Source organism: Variovorax sp. BGA-UO-ETr-C22, from assembly GCF_059567965.1.
Map to the genome: position 1 here is coordinate 524,072 of NZ_JCAQPA010000011.1, position 14,583 is coordinate 538,654.

Below are 14,583 nucleotides of genomic sequence, written 5' to 3' on the forward strand. Positions count from 1 at the left end.
GCGATGGCGAAGCTCGTGCTCGGCTGCATCGCCGACGACTTCACCGGCGCCACCGACCTGGCCAACAACCTCGTGCGCGCCGGCATGCGCGTGGTGCAGACCATCGGCGTGCCCGAAGGCCCGCTCGATGCCGACGTGGATGCCGTGGTGGTCGCGCTCAAGTCGCGCACCATCGCACCGGCCGAGGCCATCGCGCAGTCGCTCGACGCGCTGCGCTGGCTGCAGGCGCAGGGCGCGCAGCAGATCTACTTCAAGTACTGCTCCACCTTCGACAGCACGGCCCAAGGCAACATCGGCCCCGTGACCGAGGCGCTGATGGACGCGCTGCAATGCGACTTCACCATCGCCACGCCCGCCTTCCCCGACAACAAGCGCACCGTCTTCAAGGGCTACCTGTTCGCGGGCGACGTGCTGCTCAACGAGAGCGGCATGCAGAACCATCCGCTCACGCCGATGACCGACCCCAACCTCGTGCGCGTGCTGCAGGCGCAGTGCACGCGCAAGGTGGGCCTCATCGATCACGCGGTGGTCGCACGCGGCGCAGCGGCCATCGAAGAACGCATCGCGCAGCTGAAGGCCGAGGGCGTGGCCATCGCCATCGTCGACGCCGTGTCGAACGACGACCTGCTGCGCATGGGCCCGGCGCTCGCGAAGCTGCCGCTGCTCACGGCAGGCTCGGGCGTGGCCATCGGCCTGCCGGCCAATTTCGGCCTCGCGCCGTCGTCGCAGGCCAGCGCATTGCCGAAGGCCGGCGGCAAGACGGCGGTGGTGTCGGGCAGCTGCTCGCTCGCCACCAACCGGCAGGTGCTCGACTTCATCCAGCGCGGCGGCGCGGCCATGGCCATCGATCCGCTGCGCATCGCGGCGGGCGTGGACGTGACGGCCGAGGTGCTGGCCTGGGCCGCACCGCTCATCGACAAAGGCCCCGTGCTCGTCTACTCGACCGCCGAAGCCGGCGCCGTGAAGTCGGTGCAGGGACGGCTCGGCGTGGAAGAAGCCGGCGCGATGGTCGAACGCACCATCGCCGCCATTGCGCGCGGCCTGGTCGAGCGCGGCGTGCACCAGCTCGTGGTGGCCGGCGGCGAGACCTCGGGCGCCTGCGTGCAGGCGCTGGGCATCGCGCAGATGCAGATCGGCCCGCAGATCGATCCCGGCGTGCCGTGGTGCCATGCGCGCTGCGACGCCGCGCCCGAAGCGGGGCTGCACATCACGCTGAAGTCGGGCAACTTCGGCAGCGACGATTTCTTCACCAAAGCTTTTACAGTGCTCGCATGACCGAGAACGAAGCCCGCGACGAAATCTGCCGCGTCGGCCGCAGCCTGTTCGAGCGCGGCTACGTGCACGCCACGGCCGGCAACATCAGCGTGCGGCTGGACGACGGTTTTCTCATCACGCCGACCGATGCCTGCCTGGGCTTTCTCGACCCCGCGCGGCTCGCACGGCTCGATGCGCAGGGCCAGCAGACCGGCGGCGACCGCGCCAGCAAGACCATCGCGCTGCACACGCGCATCTACGCCGCCGCACGCGGCTTCGATGCGGCCACGGCCTGCGTGATCCACACGCACAGCACGCACTGCGTGGCCCTGACCCTGGGCAACCCGCAAGCCGAACTGCTGCCCGCGCTCACGCCCTACTTCGTGATGAAGGTCGGCCATGTGCCGGTCATCCCGTACCACCGCCCCGGCGCGCCCGAGGCGGCCGAGCAGGTGGCGCAGGCCATCGCGCGCTACGGCGCGGCCGGCACGCCGATCCGCGCGGCGATGCTCGCGCGCCTGGGCCCCAATGTCTGGCACGAGACGCCGGCCGCCGCGATGGCCGTGCTCGAAGAGCTGGAAGAAACCGCCCGCCTGCAGGTGCTCACGCAAGCCACTCGGCCCGCACCGCTCACCCCCGACCAGATCGATGAACTGCGCCGCACTTTCGGTGCGCGCTGGTAGTACAAACACCCCATGCCCCAATTCGCCGCCAACCTCTCGATGCTCTATCCGGAGCTCGCATTTCTCGACCGCTTCGACGCCGCCGCGAAAGACGGCTTCCAGGCCGTCGAGTACCTCTTTCCCTACGACTTCTCGAAAGAGGAAATCGTCGCCCGCCTGAAGCACAACGGCCTGCAGCAGGTGCTGTTCAACGGCCCGCCCGGCGACTGGGCCGGCGGCGAACGCGGCCTGGCCTGCCTGCCGGGGCGCGAGGGCGAGTTCCGCGAAGGCATTGCGAAAGCCATCGACTACGCCGTGGCGCTCGACTGCTCGCGCATCCACGTCATGGCCGGCCTCGTGCCCGAAGGCCTCGCGCGCGAGGCGGCAGAGGCCGTCTATGTCGGGAACCTGCGCTGGGCCGCGGCCGAGGCTGCGAAGGCCGGGCGCGACGTGCTGATCGAGCCGATCAACACGCGCGACATTCCGCGCTTCTTTCTCAACCGGCAGGACCACGCGCACCAGATCGTCGAGACCGTGGGCGCCGCCAACCTCAAGGTGCAGATGGACCTGTACCACTGCCAGATCGTCGAGGGCGACGTGGCGATGAAGCTGCGCCAGTACCTGCCGACCGGCCGCGTCGGCCACCTGCAGATCGCGGGCGTGCCCGAGCGCCACGAGCCCGATGTGGGCGAGCAGAACTACGACTACCTCTTCGGCGTGATCGACGAGGTGTCGGCGCAGTGCGGCTGGCAGGGCTGGGTCGGGTGCGAGTACCGCCCGCGCCGCGGCATGGAGCCCGGCGGCACCTCGGCCGGCCTGGGCTGGCTGCGCGACTGGCGCCAGCGCGCATGACGACCACGACGCTCGAAGCGCTGCGCATTCCGGCGCCGCTGCGGGGCTTCGCAGCAGCGGGCGATGTGCAGGTCTTCGACGTCACGATCGACGGCGACAAGGTCGCGGCCATCGCGCCCAGCGCCTCGCAGACGCAGGCGCGCGGCACGCTGCTGAGCGCGCTCGTCGAGGCGCACGCGCACATCGACAAGAACTTCACCGTGCAGGACGTCGGCGCCGCGCAGGGCGACCTGTTCACCGCCATCGAGCGCATGGGCCGCCACCGCGCGAGCTGGACCGGCGCCTCGCTGCGCCTGCGCATGGAGCGCGCGCTGCACGAGGCCTGGCGCGCCGGCACGCGCGCGCTGCGCACGCACCTGGACTGGGTCGAGCCCGAACCGCCGGCCGCGCTGGCCGTGTTCGAGGCGCTGCGCGAAGAATGGGCCGGCCGCATCGAGCTGCAGTTCGTCGCGCTCGTGCCGCTCGACGTGTTCGCCGACCTCGCGGCCGGCGAGCGCATCGCGCGCGACGTGAAGCGCGCGGGCGGTTCGCTGGGCGCTTTCATCTACCGCAACGACGGCCTCTTCGCCAAGCTGGGCCGCGTGTTCGACCTCGCGCAGCAGCACGGGCTGGGGCTGGACTTCCACGTCGACGAAGGCCTGGACACCGACGCCAGCGGCCTGCGCAGCATCGCGCAGCTGGTGCGCGCGCGCGACTTCAAGGGCCGCGTGGTCTGCGGCCACGCCTGTTCGCTCTCGGTGCAGGACGATGCCGTGGCCGCCGAGACGCTCACCTTGTGCGCCGGCGCCGGGCTGCACCTCGTCGCGTTGCCGACCACCAACCTCTACCTGCAGGGCGCGTGGGACCGCACGCCCGTGGCGCGCGGCATCACGCGCATCCGCGAGGCGGCTGCGCACGGCCTGCGCGCCAGCCTGGCCACCGACAACGTGCAGGACGCCTTCTATCCCTACGGCAGCTACGACCTGCTCGAGACCTTCGGCCTGGGCGTGCAGATGGCGCACCTGGCGCCTGCCGCCGACTGGCTCGACACCATCACCGTGAACCCCGCGAAAGCGCTGGGCCTCGCGTGGGACGGTCGCATCGCGCCGGGCTGCCCGGCCGACCTGGTGGTGCTGGCCGCCACCGACGAACACGAACTCATCGGCCCGCGCGGACGGCAACGCACCGTCTACCGCGCAGGCCGGGCACTGGAGAACACACCATGAGCATGGGCAAGCCGATGGCCAACTATGCCGCCGCCAAGCGCGTCGGCGATTTCGTCTTCATGAGCGGCGTGGTCGCCGTCGACCCGGCCACGCGCCGCGCGGTGGCGGGCTACGACGCCATCCCGGAAGAAGCCCGCACCGCGCTGCAGGGCGTGGGCTATGCCACGGGCCAGATGTCGGTCGACATCTTCGAGGCGCCCATCGTGGCGCAGAGCTGGTTCGTGCTGGAGCGCATCCGCCAGATCGCCGCCGAGCACGGCGGCACCATGGAAGACGTGGTGAAGCTGGTGCAGTACTTCCGCCACCTGCCGCACTACGCCTTCTACAACCGCGTGCGCGGCCTGTTCTATCCGGGCGAGCCGCCGGTGAGCACGGTGGTCGAGGTGTCGCGCTTCCTGCCGGGCGACGAGGTGCTGGTGGAGGTGGAAGCCACCATGTACCTGCCGCAGCGCGCGGCTACTTGACGCCCGCGCCTTTCAAAAGAAACTCCGTCACCTGCTCGATCAGGTAGCGCCGGTCCTTGTCGTCGCCCTGCTGCGCCGTGTTGCGGTAGTAGGCGGCCTGCGTGGCGTGGTCGGCATAGAACTGCGTCACGGCCCAGATGTGGAACAGCACCAGCATCGGGTCGGCTGTGTCCATGAGGCCCTGGTTCATCCAGTTCTGGATCACGGCGGCGGCCTGGTCGGTGCGCTGCTTGCTCGTGTCCATCATGCTGTTGATGACGGGCGCGCCGCGCATCATCTCGGCCGTGAAGATGCGCGAGCGCAGCGGGTGCTCGAACGAGAACATCATCTTGCGCTGGATCAGATCGCCCAGCACCTTGCGTGGGCCGAAGGCCTCGTCGCTGAAGCCGAACACCACGATCCAGTCGGTCAGGATGTCCTGCAGCACCTGGCGGTACAGCGCCTCCTTGCTCTCGATGTAGTAGTGCAGCTGCGCCTTCGACAGGCCCGCCTTGTCGGCGATGGCCTGCGTCGACGCGCCGGCCAGCCCCTCGCTGGCGAACACCTCGATAGCGGCCTGGTTGATGAGGCCCAGCACCTGCGTGTATTTGCGCGAACGCCCGCGCGTGGCGGGGGCTTCGCTGTCGGTGTCCGTCACGCTCACAGCTGCAGCACCAGGTCGGGGCCCTTGGCGCGCGAGCAGCACAGCGCCACCTTGGTGCGCCGCTCGGTGCCCGTGAGGCAGAAGTCGCGGTGCTCGGCGCCTTCGCCGTCGCCCTCGACCACGCAGGTGCCGCACAGGCCCTGCTGGCACGACACGGGAATGTCGATGCCGACCTCGTGCAGCGCGTCGACCGCGGTCTGGTCGGCCGCCACCGGCACCTCGATGCCGCGCCGCGCCAGCTTCAGCGTGAAGGGCAGGCCCGTGGTGGCGGCGGCCGTGCCGGTGGGCGCGGCGAAGTACTCGGTGTGCAGCGCGTCCTCGGGCCAGTGCGCGGCGGCCTCGCGCACCGCCTGCATGAAGCCGCCGGGGCCGCACACGTACAGGTGCGTGTCGGGCGCGCGCTCGGCCAGCAGGGCGCGCAGGTCGATGCGTTGCGACGCGTCGCCCTGGTCCAGGTGCAGCTTCAGGTGCGGCGCCAGCGCGGGCGCGTGCAGGGCCTCGGCGAAGGCCAGGTGCTCCTCGCTGCGCGCGAACACGCACAGCGTGAAGTCGGCGCCGCGTGCGGCCAGCGCCTGCGCCATGGCCAGCAGCGGCGTCATGCCGATGCCGCCGGCCAGTAGCAGGTGGCGGCGGGCCTCGGCGCGCAGCGGGAAGGTGTTGCGCGGCGCGCTGATGGCAATGAGGTCGCCCTCGCGCACGCGCTCGTGCATCGAGGCCGAGCCGCCGCGGCTCGCGTGCTCGCGCTTCACGCCGATCACGTAGCCGCCGCTGCCCGAGGGCGCGCGCGCCAGCGAGTACTGGCGCGAGAAGCCGCCGGGCATGTGCACGTCGATGTGCGCGCCGGCCTCGTAGCCGGGCAGCGGCCGGCCCCACGGATGCGCCAGCTCGAAGGCCAGGATTTCCGGCGTCTGCCGCGAGATGCGTTCGACACGGACGGTCAGCGTGCGTTCGAGGCTCATGGTGTGTGTCTCCCTGCGTGTCTACTGGATGTTGTGCAGCGTGCGCGCCACGCGCGCGATGAAATGGGTGCGGTCGCGGTCGGTGACGGCGTTCATGTCGTGCAGCTGCAGCCACGTCACCTTGCAGCGCCACGCGAACAGCGCCCGCAGCGCGCGCGTGAACAGCCGCCGCCCCGGGTCGCCGATGGCCATCACGAACCAGCGCGGCGAGCCGCCGGTGGTCACCACCGTCAGCCGGCGGATGTGCCGCATGCCCGACTTCGCCAGCTGCCCCTTGCGCTCGGCGGGCAGGAAGGCCACGCCCGGCAGCCACACGCGCTCGAGCCAGCCCTTGAGCATGGACGGCGGTCCATGGAACCAGGTGGGGTAGACGAACACCAGGTGCTCGGCCCACAGCAGCGCTTCGACGTGGGGTTTCACGCGTTCGCGGATCAGTTCGGGGTTGTCGAGGTAGGCGATGCGCTCTTCGCGTGTCAGCGTCGGGTCGAAGCCCTCGGCGTACAGGTCGATGGCCTTGACGGGGTGTCGCGGCGTGAGGGCCTCGAGGGCGGTGCGGTACAGCGCGTGGTTGAAGCTGTCAGGGTTCGGATGGCAATGGACGACGAGCGTTTTCATGGTTCGGGCCGGTTCGCCTGTTCGGCGAGACGGGGTCAGAGCCCAAGGGAACAAAGGCCGCGCAGTGCCTTATGGCAACCCAGGCGCCGGCATCTGACCCCGGCGCAAGCCCCGCGCGACCCACGGGAAAAAACGAAGCGACTTACTTGCCGGTGAGCTTCTTGCGGATGTCGACACCGACGCCCTTGTTGACGAACTGCGTGGTCGCGACCTTCGACAGGTCGATCTCGCCCGGCTTGTACAGGCCGGCCTTGACCATCTTCTCGTAGAAGTCCTTCACGCGTGCTTCGTCCATGGCGCCGATGCCCTTGGTGAGCGAGTCGCCGCTGTCGATGATGCCCATCTTCTTGATGAGGTCGATGGAGCCCTGCAGCGCGGCCGGCGTGGCGTCGGGGTTGGTCTTGGCGATGAGCTCGTTGGCGGCCTTGTTGTCGCCGTAGAGGTAGTTGTTCCAGCCGACGATCGAGGCCTCGATGAACTTGCGCACCGTCTCGGGCTTGGTCTTGATCAGGTCGGCGCGGGTCTCGATGGTGGTGGCGTAGGTCGAGAAGCCGTGGTCGGCCAAGAGGTGCACCACCGGGTCGAAGCCGGCCTGCGCCTTGATCGACAGCGGCTCCGAGATGGCATAGCCCTGCTGGATCGATTTCTTGTCGGCCAGGAACGGGCCGACGTTGAAGGTGTAGGGCTTGAGCTGCGCGTCCTTGAAGCCGTGCTCCGACTTCATCCACTGCCAGAAGCTGAACTGGCCGTCCTTGCCGATGAAGGCCACGGGCGCCTTGGTCATGTCCTTGAAGGTGTCGTAGCCCTGGCCCGGGTGGGCGAACATGGCCTGCGGGTCTTTCTGGAAGATGGCCGCGACCACCACGGTGGGCACGCCGTTCTTCACGTTGTCGAAGGACTGCAGCAGGTTGCCGGTCATGAGGAAGTCGACCTTGCCGGCCGGCAGCATCGGCCGGTTGTTGACCATCGGGCCGCCCTGCATGATTTCCACGTCGAGCCCGTACTTCTTGTAGGTGCCGTCCACCAGCGCCTGGTAGAAGCCGCCGTGGCCGGCCTGCGCCTTCCAGTTGGTGGCGAACACCACTTTGTCCTGGGCCTGTGCGGCGAAGGCGGCGCCTGCGAGGGCCAGGCCGAAGGCCAGCGGCCGAAGAGAGAAAGCGGGGATGCGCATGGGGACGGACTCCTGTGGAGGTTGGGGTGGGGACGGGATGCGAAGACTAAATGTTTTTCTCAACGCTCGACTGCCATGTCGGGCGTCCAGCCGCGCGTCTTGCCGGGGTTCATCAGGCCCATCGGGTCGCTGCGCTTCTTGAACTCGATCTGCTGCGTGTCGATGGTCTTCATGCCGCCGTCCTCGATGGTGAAGACGTGCGGGTTGAAGATCTGCGCGCCGCCCTGCGACTCGATCTCGCGCATCACCTCGTACTGGTGGGCCTCGCCCTTCCAGCGCACGAGCAGGATGCCGAAGGTGCCGCACTGGCCGTTGGCGCGCGCGAAGTCCTGGTGCTGCAGCACGTCGTCGCCGAAGATCTGCATGTGGCGCTCGACCACGGCCGGGTCGAAGGGCTGGGCGTAGGCCACCTGCAGGTACGTCCAGCTGCGGTCGGCCTTCAGCGCCTGCAGCGTCGTGTGGTTGAAGGCGCACTCGTAGGCCGGCGGCAGGCCCTCGGCCTGCAGCTCGGCCTCGGTGCCGGCCACCGACAGGGTGCCGCCGTGCGCCGCCGCGAGCGCGCGGAATTCGGCCATCGAGTCGGGCGAGACCATGGTGAACACCGCGTGCCGGTCGGGCGGAAAGCGATCGCCCATGGCCGTGTAGTAGGGCGAGAAGCGCGCCTCCACGGTCGACAGCAGGAAGATGTCCAGCGAAGGCGCCTGCGCGGCGATGCCGAAGTCGAGCGCGCCGCGGTAGGTGTCGAACAGCGCCGTGCAGTGCACCCAGTCGACCGCCGGGCTCAGCGCCACTTCCACGTCGAGGATCACGCCGTTGGTGCCGTAGGCATGGTGCACCTGCTGGATCTCGTCGCCGACCAGCTCGATGACGCGCGGCTCGCGCTCCACCGTCATCACGCGCGCGCGCAGCAGGTTGCCGGGGTCGCGCAGGATGCCGTGGCGGAACGAGCCGATGCCGCCGAAGCCGCCCGCGATGAAGCCGCCGATGCTGGCCACGTGCCAGGTCGAGGGCCACATGCGCAGCGCCTGCCCGGTCTCGCGTGCGGCCAGGTCGATGTCGTGCATGCGCGCACCGGCCTCGACGCGGATGCGGCCCTCGGCCAGGTCGAGCACGCGGCACATCTGCGTCACGTCGAGCACGAGCCCGCCTTCGAGCGGCACGCACTGGCCGTAGTTGCCGGTGCCGCCCGCGCGCACGGTGAGCGGCAGCTTCCACTTCGCGGCCACGGCCGCGGCCTGGCGCACGTCGTCCTCGGTGCTGACCTTGACCACGAGGTCGGCCACGCAGCCCGCGAGCTGCGCCGTGAGGATCGGGCTGTACCAGTAGAAGTCCTTCGACAGCTGCTTGCGCTGGCTGGGCGTGGCGATCACGTTCAGGCCGTGCAGGTCCTCGCGCACGGCGTCCCAGTCGACGGTGGACAGCGGCGTTCTAGCGTTCACGGCGCATTTCGCTTTCATGCCAGTGGCCGAGCACGAGGCGCGACAGGGCGGCGAACACGATGAAGATCACGATGCCCAGCAGCGACACCAGCAGCAGCGCCGCGAACATCATCGGGATCTCGGTGCGGAAGCTCGACTCGAGGATGCGCGAGGCCAGCCCCGTTTCCTTGCCCGCCGTGCCGGCCGTGAACTCGGCCACCACCGCGCCGATCAGGCTCAGGCCGCCGGCGATCTTCAGGCCCGCCATGAAGTACGGCAGCGCACTGGGCGCCAGCAGGTAGCGGAAGGTCTGCCAGGGCGAGGCCTTGTAGAGCTGGAACAGGTCGCGCAGGTTGCTGTCGGCGCTCTTCAGGCCGATGACGGTGTTCGACAGGATGGGGAAGAAGGCCACGATCCACGCGCACAGCAGCAGCGCCGCCGTGGTGCTCGACACGTAGATCAGGATGAGCGGCGCGATCGCGATGATCGGCGTCACCTGCAGGATCACGGCGATCGGGAACAGGCCGATTTCCACCCACTTGAACAGCGCGAACGCAATGGCCAGCAGCACGCCGCCGACGATGGCGGCGCCCAGCGCCAGCAGCGTGAGCTTCACCGTGAACCACAGCGCGCCCGAGAGCGACCCCCAGTTGTCGAACAGCGTGCGCAGGATCAGCGAGGGCGCGGGCAGGATGTAGTGCGGGATGTCGTTGGCGCGCACCATCCACTCCCACACCAGCAGCAGCGCGGCAACGATGACGACCGGCACGACGATGCGCAGCGTGGCCTCGCGCCGGCGCAGCTTGTCTTCGTGCGCGCGCAGCGTCTCGGCGGACGGCGTGGCTTCGTTGGTGGTGTCGAGGGGCATCACGGTTTCAATGGTCGATGTCGAGGCCATGGAGCGCTCCGTGCAGAGATTGCGAAACAGCCGTGCAGTGCGCGTTGTAGCGGCTGGAGGTGCGGAAGGCCTCGCCGCGCGGGTAAGGCTCGTCGATGGCGATCTCGTCGATCACGCGGCCCGGGCGCGCTGCCATCACGACGATGCGGTTCGACAGGTAGACCGACTCGTACACGCTGTGCGTGACGAACACGATCGAGAAGCGGTGCTCGCGCCAGATGGCCAGCAGGTCGTTGTTGAGCTTGATGCGCGTCATTTCGTCGAGCGCGGCAAAGGGCTCGTCCATGAGCAGCAGGCGCGGGTGCGTGACCAGCGCGCGCGCGATCGACACGCGCATCTTCATGCCGCCCGAGAGCTCGCGCGGGTACACGTCGGCAAAGCGCGAGAGGCCGACCAGCTCCAGCACGTGTTGCACCACTGGCGCGGCTTCGTCGCGGCTCATGCCCGCGAGTTTCAGCGGCAGCCAGACGTTGTCGAACACCTTGGTCCAGGGCATGAGCGTGGGTTCCTGGAACACGAAGCCCAGGTCGCGGTCGCTCTTGCTGTCCTTGGCGCTGCCGGTGTTGGCGCCCGACCATTGCATGTCGCCCGAGCTGATGCGGGTGAGCCCGGCGATCAGCCGCAGCGCGGTGCTCTTGCCGCAGCCCGAGGGGCCCAGGAAGCTGACGAAGTCGTGCTCGCCGATGTCGAGCGTCATGCCCTGCAGGGCGAGCGTGCCGTTGGCAAAGCGCTTGCCGACGTTGCGCAGGCGGACCAGGGGCGGCGTGGATGGCGTGGTGCTTTCCATGGGACTCCTTGGCGTCAGCGCCAGGCCGGAACGTTGGCCAGGCGCGAGAGGGGGAAGCGGTCGATCTCGTGCAGCAGTTCGACGAAGCGTTGGCCCACGTGGTCGAGCACCGCGGCGCCCTTCTCGGCGCTGGCGCGGGTGGCGTCGCCGGCGGCGCCGGCCGGGTTGATGTCGTGCATCTGCCAGCCGAGCTTGCCGCTGGGCGTGATCGACAGGAACTTGTTCTCGGCCGCCAGCTGCTCGGTCATGGAGCCGAAGTTCTGGAATTGGTCCTTGCGCACGTAGTCGGGCGTGAGGTGCAGCATCACCGAGCTTTCGAGGTCGCCGGCATGGATGCCGTGCTTGCCTTCGTGCGCGGTGAACAGGCCCTCGGGCAGGCCCAGGGTGTACCAGTTGGCGGCCACGACCATCATGTCGTGCTCTTCGCGCAGGTCGCGCGCCACGATGTCCATGACGCTCATCTGCCCGCCGTGGCTGTTGTAGAGCACCAGCTTGCGCACGCCGGCCTTGGCGACGCAGGCGCCGACGTCCTTCCACAGCGAGATCAGCGTGTTCGCCGACACCGTGAGCGTGCCCGGGTAGCGCGAGTGCTCGTTGCTCTTGCCGTAGGGCACGGTGGGCAGGAACAGCACCGGCAGGTCGTCGGGCAGGTAGGGCAGGCTGGCGCGCACCATGCCGTCGATGGTGGCGGTGTCGGTCGACATCGGCAAATGGGGGCCGTGCTGTTCGGTCGCCCCCACCGGCAGCACGGCGATCAGCCGTTCGCGGTCGAGGCGGGAGAACTCTTCACTGGTCAGGTCGGACCAGAAGCGGCTGCGCAAGGGGGGGTGATTCATCGGGGTGTACCTCGTGGCGGGCGGACGGGATGATGGGCTAAATTATCCATACGGTCAAAAAAGACTGGCTATCCGTGGATACCCGTTGATCTTTATCAAGCAAACCGCATGCCATCAAATTTGCACGGGCGGTCAAAAGTCGAGCCGTCCGGGCCCCCGGCGCCCCGGGGTCACCAGCGCATGCGCAGCCCCAGTTGCCCCTGCACGCCGGTCTGCTCGGTGATGCCGATGGCGCTGGTGTAGGCCAGGCCGCCGTAGACCGACAGCGTCTTGTTCACCTGCCCGACGATGCCGCCGCCCACTTCGAGCGCGCTCGCGTTGCGGCGGTTCACGACCTGGTCGCTCGGCCCGAAGTAGAGGGCGTTGCTGCCGCTGAAGGTGTGCCACAGGTTGAGCTTCAGGTAGGGCTTCCAGACGCCGCCACCCGCCTCGAAGCGGCCTTCGAGCCGCGCGCCCAGCCGGCCGGTGACGGCGTTGTCGCGCTGGAAGCGCACGGTCGAGAGGCCGTCGTCGAAGTCGTCGAGCGAACTGCGCTGCCAGATGAGCTGCACCTGCGGCTGCAGCGTCACGGTGTCGCTCAGCGCCAGCGGGTAGCCGGCCTCGAGCGATGCGGTCACGCTGGTGCCGTGCGGGCGGCCGCCGCGCCCCAAGGTGGAGCGCGCATCGGCCTTGTAGCGCGTGGCCAGCAGCACGGCGTCGCTGTACCAGCCGCTGCTCGCGATGCGCGTCCAGTAGGCGCCCAGGCTGTAGCCCTCGACGGTGAGCCGGCCGGCCGCCTCGTTGGTGGCGCCGTCGGCGACGCCGCTCGCGTGGCCGCTGGCCCGCGTGTAGCCGCCCAGCACGCCGACGCGGTGGCGCCCGCCCGCACTGTCGGTGGTCGCCAGGAAGTCGTGGCCCAGTTGCAGGCCGCTCACGCTGCCGTCGAACTGCGGATTGGCATCGCCGCGCAGGCGCTGTCGCGTGCTTTCGCCGAACACGCGGCCCCACGAGGCCTGCCGGCCTTCACCGTCCGTGAGCAGCTGCGCATCGCCCTGCCGGTCGTGGAAGGTGCCCAGCTGCGCCAGCCCGAGGCGGCGCACGGCGATCGGCAGGGCGCTGTACAGCGGCACCTCGGGCCGGTAGAGCTTGACCTGCTCCACCGTCGCCGGCGCGCCGGTCTCGGCGATCACCTCGGCGGCTTCCTCCCGCGAGCCCACCACGGTGCCGCCCACGAGGTAGCCGTTGTTGCGCAGGTACCAGTTGTCGCGGTTATTGCCCGTCGCGCCGCCGCGGAACAGCCGGTAGTTGTAGGCGCCGGCCTCCACCGCCTGGGTCAGCGAGAACGCCTGCTCGGCCGTGGTGCCGCCGTTGACGGCCTGCACCACCAGGATGCCGTCGGCCAGCGTGGGCGCGCCCAGGCCGCCGCGGTTGACCACGCGCAGGCCGGTGGAACCCGTGGCTGCGCCGCCGTCGATCACCAGCTTGTCCGACGGCGCGTTGTCGCCCGCCAGCACCGTGTTGACCTGCACCAGCGCGCCGCTGCCGCCAAAGTAGTTGCCGCGCACCGTGAAGGCGCCGAAGCCGACGCCGTCGTTCGGACCGGGCAGCAGCGTGCCCTGGTTCGTCACGTTGCCCGCGAAGGTGCCGGTGCCGGCCACGGTGGTGCCGGGGAGCACCGTGATGACCGGGCTGGTCAGCGTGGCGGGCAGATTGAAGCGGCCGGACTCGACGCGGATCGAATCCGAAAAACTCGCGTCGGTCAGCCAAGACCACGCAGTGCCGCGCATCGTCAGGTGCTGGAAGTTGCGGAAGGCGTTGTCGACCATGCCGCTGCCTTCGAGAAAGGTGCTGGCCGTCTTGCCGACGCCGCCGTCGGCGCCGCCCTTGATGACCGAGCCGGTCTGCAGGATCAGCGTGCCGTTGCCGAGCGCGCCCATGTAGATCGCGTCGGTGCTGGCGGTGCCGCCGTGGCCTTCGATGGTGCCGGCGTTGACCAGCACGTCGTTGCCGTTCTGGCCGCGGTAGCCGTAGCCGTTGGCGCTCGAGAACGAGGCGCCGGCCCGGTTCTCCACGCGCGAGAAGAAGCTGCCGCCCAGCGTGTTCGCATGCACCGCGTCGGCGCCGCCCGACGGCGAGTTGGCGCCCGTGGTGGCGATGCTGCCGGTGTTCACCAGCAGGTTGGCCACGAGGTTGCCGCCCTGCAGGTACACGCCCTTGGCCGAGGTGCCGATGGCCGAGATGCTGCCGTTGTTGACCACCGTGTTGCCCGGGCCCAGCAGGGAGATGCCATGCGAACTGCCCCCCGTGGTGACGATGCTGCCGTTGTTGGTGATGCGCGTGCGCGTGCTGCTGTTCGACGTCACCAGGATGCCCGCGGTGCCGCTGCTCGTGGTGCTCAGGGTGCCGTTGTTGGTCAGCGTGTTGTCGTTGCCCGTGGCGACCATCGCCGCGCGCGCCGAGCCCGAGCCGCCCGACACCGTGATCGTGCCGTTGTTGGTGATGGTGCTCGCATCGCGCACCAGCAGCGCCTGCGTGGCGTTGGTGGTCAGCGTGGCGCCGCTGTTCACGGTGATGGTGACGCCGATGCTGCCCGGCGTGGCGATCACGCTGGGCGATACGGTCGTGGTGCCGTCGCAGACCACCGTGTCGCCGGTGACCGGCGTGGCGGTGGGGCCGCAGGCCGCGTGCGCGGCGCCGCCTGCGAGCCCTGCAAGGGCGGCCGCGAGCCAGGGAAGGGGGGATGCCGGGTGACGGCGGGAAAATGGAAACCGGGGGCCTCGCTCCATGCGCATGTCGTCTGCTCCTTCTTGTTTTTCATGAGGCCGTGGGGCCTGGAGCGG

14 protein-coding genes are annotated in these 14,583 nt (G+C 69.4%); 5 read left to right on the forward strand and 9 right to left on the reverse strand.

Annotated elements, in window-relative coordinates:
- Positions 1 to 3 precede the first annotated feature (3 nt).
- From otnK to AC57B8_RS22320, 5 genes are read left to right on the forward strand one after another with little or no spacing between them, the layout of a single operon-like run.
- Positions 4 to 1,275: a 3-oxo-tetronate kinase gene (otnK, locus tag AC57B8_RS22300; protein WP_496480792.1), complete on the forward strand. Its 1,272-nt coding sequence runs from the start codon at positions 4 to 6 to the stop codon at positions 1,273 to 1,275.
- Positions 1,272 to 1,937 carry a class II aldolase/adducin family protein gene (locus AC57B8_RS22305; protein ID WP_496480793.1) on the forward strand — a complete coding sequence of 222 codons (666 nt, stop codon included), beginning with the start codon at positions 1,272 to 1,274 and terminating at the stop codon, positions 1,935 to 1,937. Before otnK ends, AC57B8_RS22305 begins: the two co-directional genes overlap by 4 nt.
- A gap of 12 nt (positions 1,938 to 1,949) precedes the next feature.
- Entirely contained in the window at positions 1,950 to 2,768 is an 819-nt protein-coding gene (otnI, locus tag AC57B8_RS22310; RefSeq protein WP_496480794.1) for a 2-oxo-tetronate isomerase, read from the forward strand.
- Positions 2,765 to 3,973, forward strand: coding sequence for an amidohydrolase family protein (locus AC57B8_RS22315; RefSeq protein ID WP_496480795.1), 1,209 nt, complete (start codon positions 2,765 to 2,767; stop codon positions 3,971 to 3,973). The genes otnI and AC57B8_RS22315 overlap by 4 nt, the downstream gene beginning before the upstream one ends.
- The gene (locus AC57B8_RS22320) at positions 3,970 to 4,437 is read left to right on the forward strand and encodes a RidA family protein (RefSeq protein WP_062479653.1); all 468 of its coding nucleotides are present in this window, start codon (positions 3,970 to 3,972) and stop codon (positions 4,435 to 4,437) included. Before AC57B8_RS22315 ends, AC57B8_RS22320 begins: the two co-directional genes overlap by 4 nt.
- Here the strand turns inward: AC57B8_RS22320 and AC57B8_RS22325 are convergent.
- The 9 genes from AC57B8_RS22325 to AC57B8_RS22365 all read right to left on the reverse strand — a co-directional run bounded on the left by AC57B8_RS22325 (position 4,430) and on the right by AC57B8_RS22365 (position 14,535).
- Complete coding sequence (locus tag AC57B8_RS22325) at positions 4,430 to 5,080, reverse strand: TetR family transcriptional regulator C-terminal domain-containing protein (RefSeq protein WP_062479651.1); 651 nt, start codon at positions 5,078 to 5,080, stop codon at positions 4,430 to 4,432. The genes AC57B8_RS22320 and AC57B8_RS22325 overlap by 8 nt on opposite strands.
- Positions 5,077 to 6,039 carry a PDR/VanB family oxidoreductase gene (locus tag AC57B8_RS22330; RefSeq protein ID WP_496480796.1) on the reverse strand — a complete coding sequence of 321 codons (963 nt, stop codon included), beginning with the start codon at positions 6,037 to 6,039 and terminating at the stop codon, positions 5,077 to 5,079. The genes AC57B8_RS22325 and AC57B8_RS22330 overlap by 4 nt, the downstream gene beginning before the upstream one ends.
- Positions 6,040 to 6,060: 21 nt before the next feature.
- Positions 6,061 to 6,654, reverse strand: coding sequence for an NAD(P)H-dependent oxidoreductase (locus AC57B8_RS22335; RefSeq protein ID WP_062479647.1), 594 nt, complete (start codon positions 6,652 to 6,654; stop codon positions 6,061 to 6,063).
- Positions 6,655 to 6,796: 142 nt separating this feature from the next.
- Positions 6,797 to 7,825 (reverse strand): ABC transporter substrate-binding protein, encoded by a 1,029-nt coding sequence (locus AC57B8_RS22340; RefSeq protein ID WP_095950475.1) that lies wholly within the window; start codon positions 7,823 to 7,825, stop codon positions 6,797 to 6,799.
- Positions 7,826 to 7,884: 59 nt separating this feature from the next.
- Positions 7,885 to 9,282 (reverse strand): FAD-binding oxidoreductase, encoded by a 1,398-nt coding sequence (locus tag AC57B8_RS22345; RefSeq protein ID WP_496480797.1) that lies wholly within the window; start codon positions 9,280 to 9,282, stop codon positions 7,885 to 7,887.
- Positions 9,254 to 10,141, reverse strand: coding sequence for an ABC transporter permease (locus AC57B8_RS22350; RefSeq protein WP_174250296.1), 888 nt, complete (start codon positions 10,139 to 10,141; stop codon positions 9,254 to 9,256). Before AC57B8_RS22350 ends, AC57B8_RS22345 begins: the two co-directional genes overlap by 29 nt.
- Positions 10,119 to 10,928 carry an ABC transporter ATP-binding protein gene (locus AC57B8_RS22355; RefSeq protein ID WP_062479639.1) on the reverse strand — a complete coding sequence of 270 codons (810 nt, stop codon included), beginning with the start codon at positions 10,926 to 10,928 and terminating at the stop codon, positions 10,119 to 10,121. Before AC57B8_RS22355 ends, AC57B8_RS22350 begins: the two co-directional genes overlap by 23 nt.
- Before the next feature lie 14 nt (positions 10,929 to 10,942).
- Positions 10,943 to 11,764, reverse strand: coding sequence for a creatininase family protein (locus AC57B8_RS22360; protein ID WP_062479637.1), 822 nt, complete (start codon positions 11,762 to 11,764; stop codon positions 10,943 to 10,945).
- Positions 11,765 to 11,934: 170 nt separating this feature from the next.
- Complete coding sequence (locus AC57B8_RS22365; protein ID WP_496480798.1) at positions 11,935 to 14,535, reverse strand: autotransporter family protein; 2,601 nt, start codon at positions 14,533 to 14,535, stop codon at positions 11,935 to 11,937.
- Between the last annotated feature and the right edge of the window lie 48 nt (positions 14,536 to 14,583).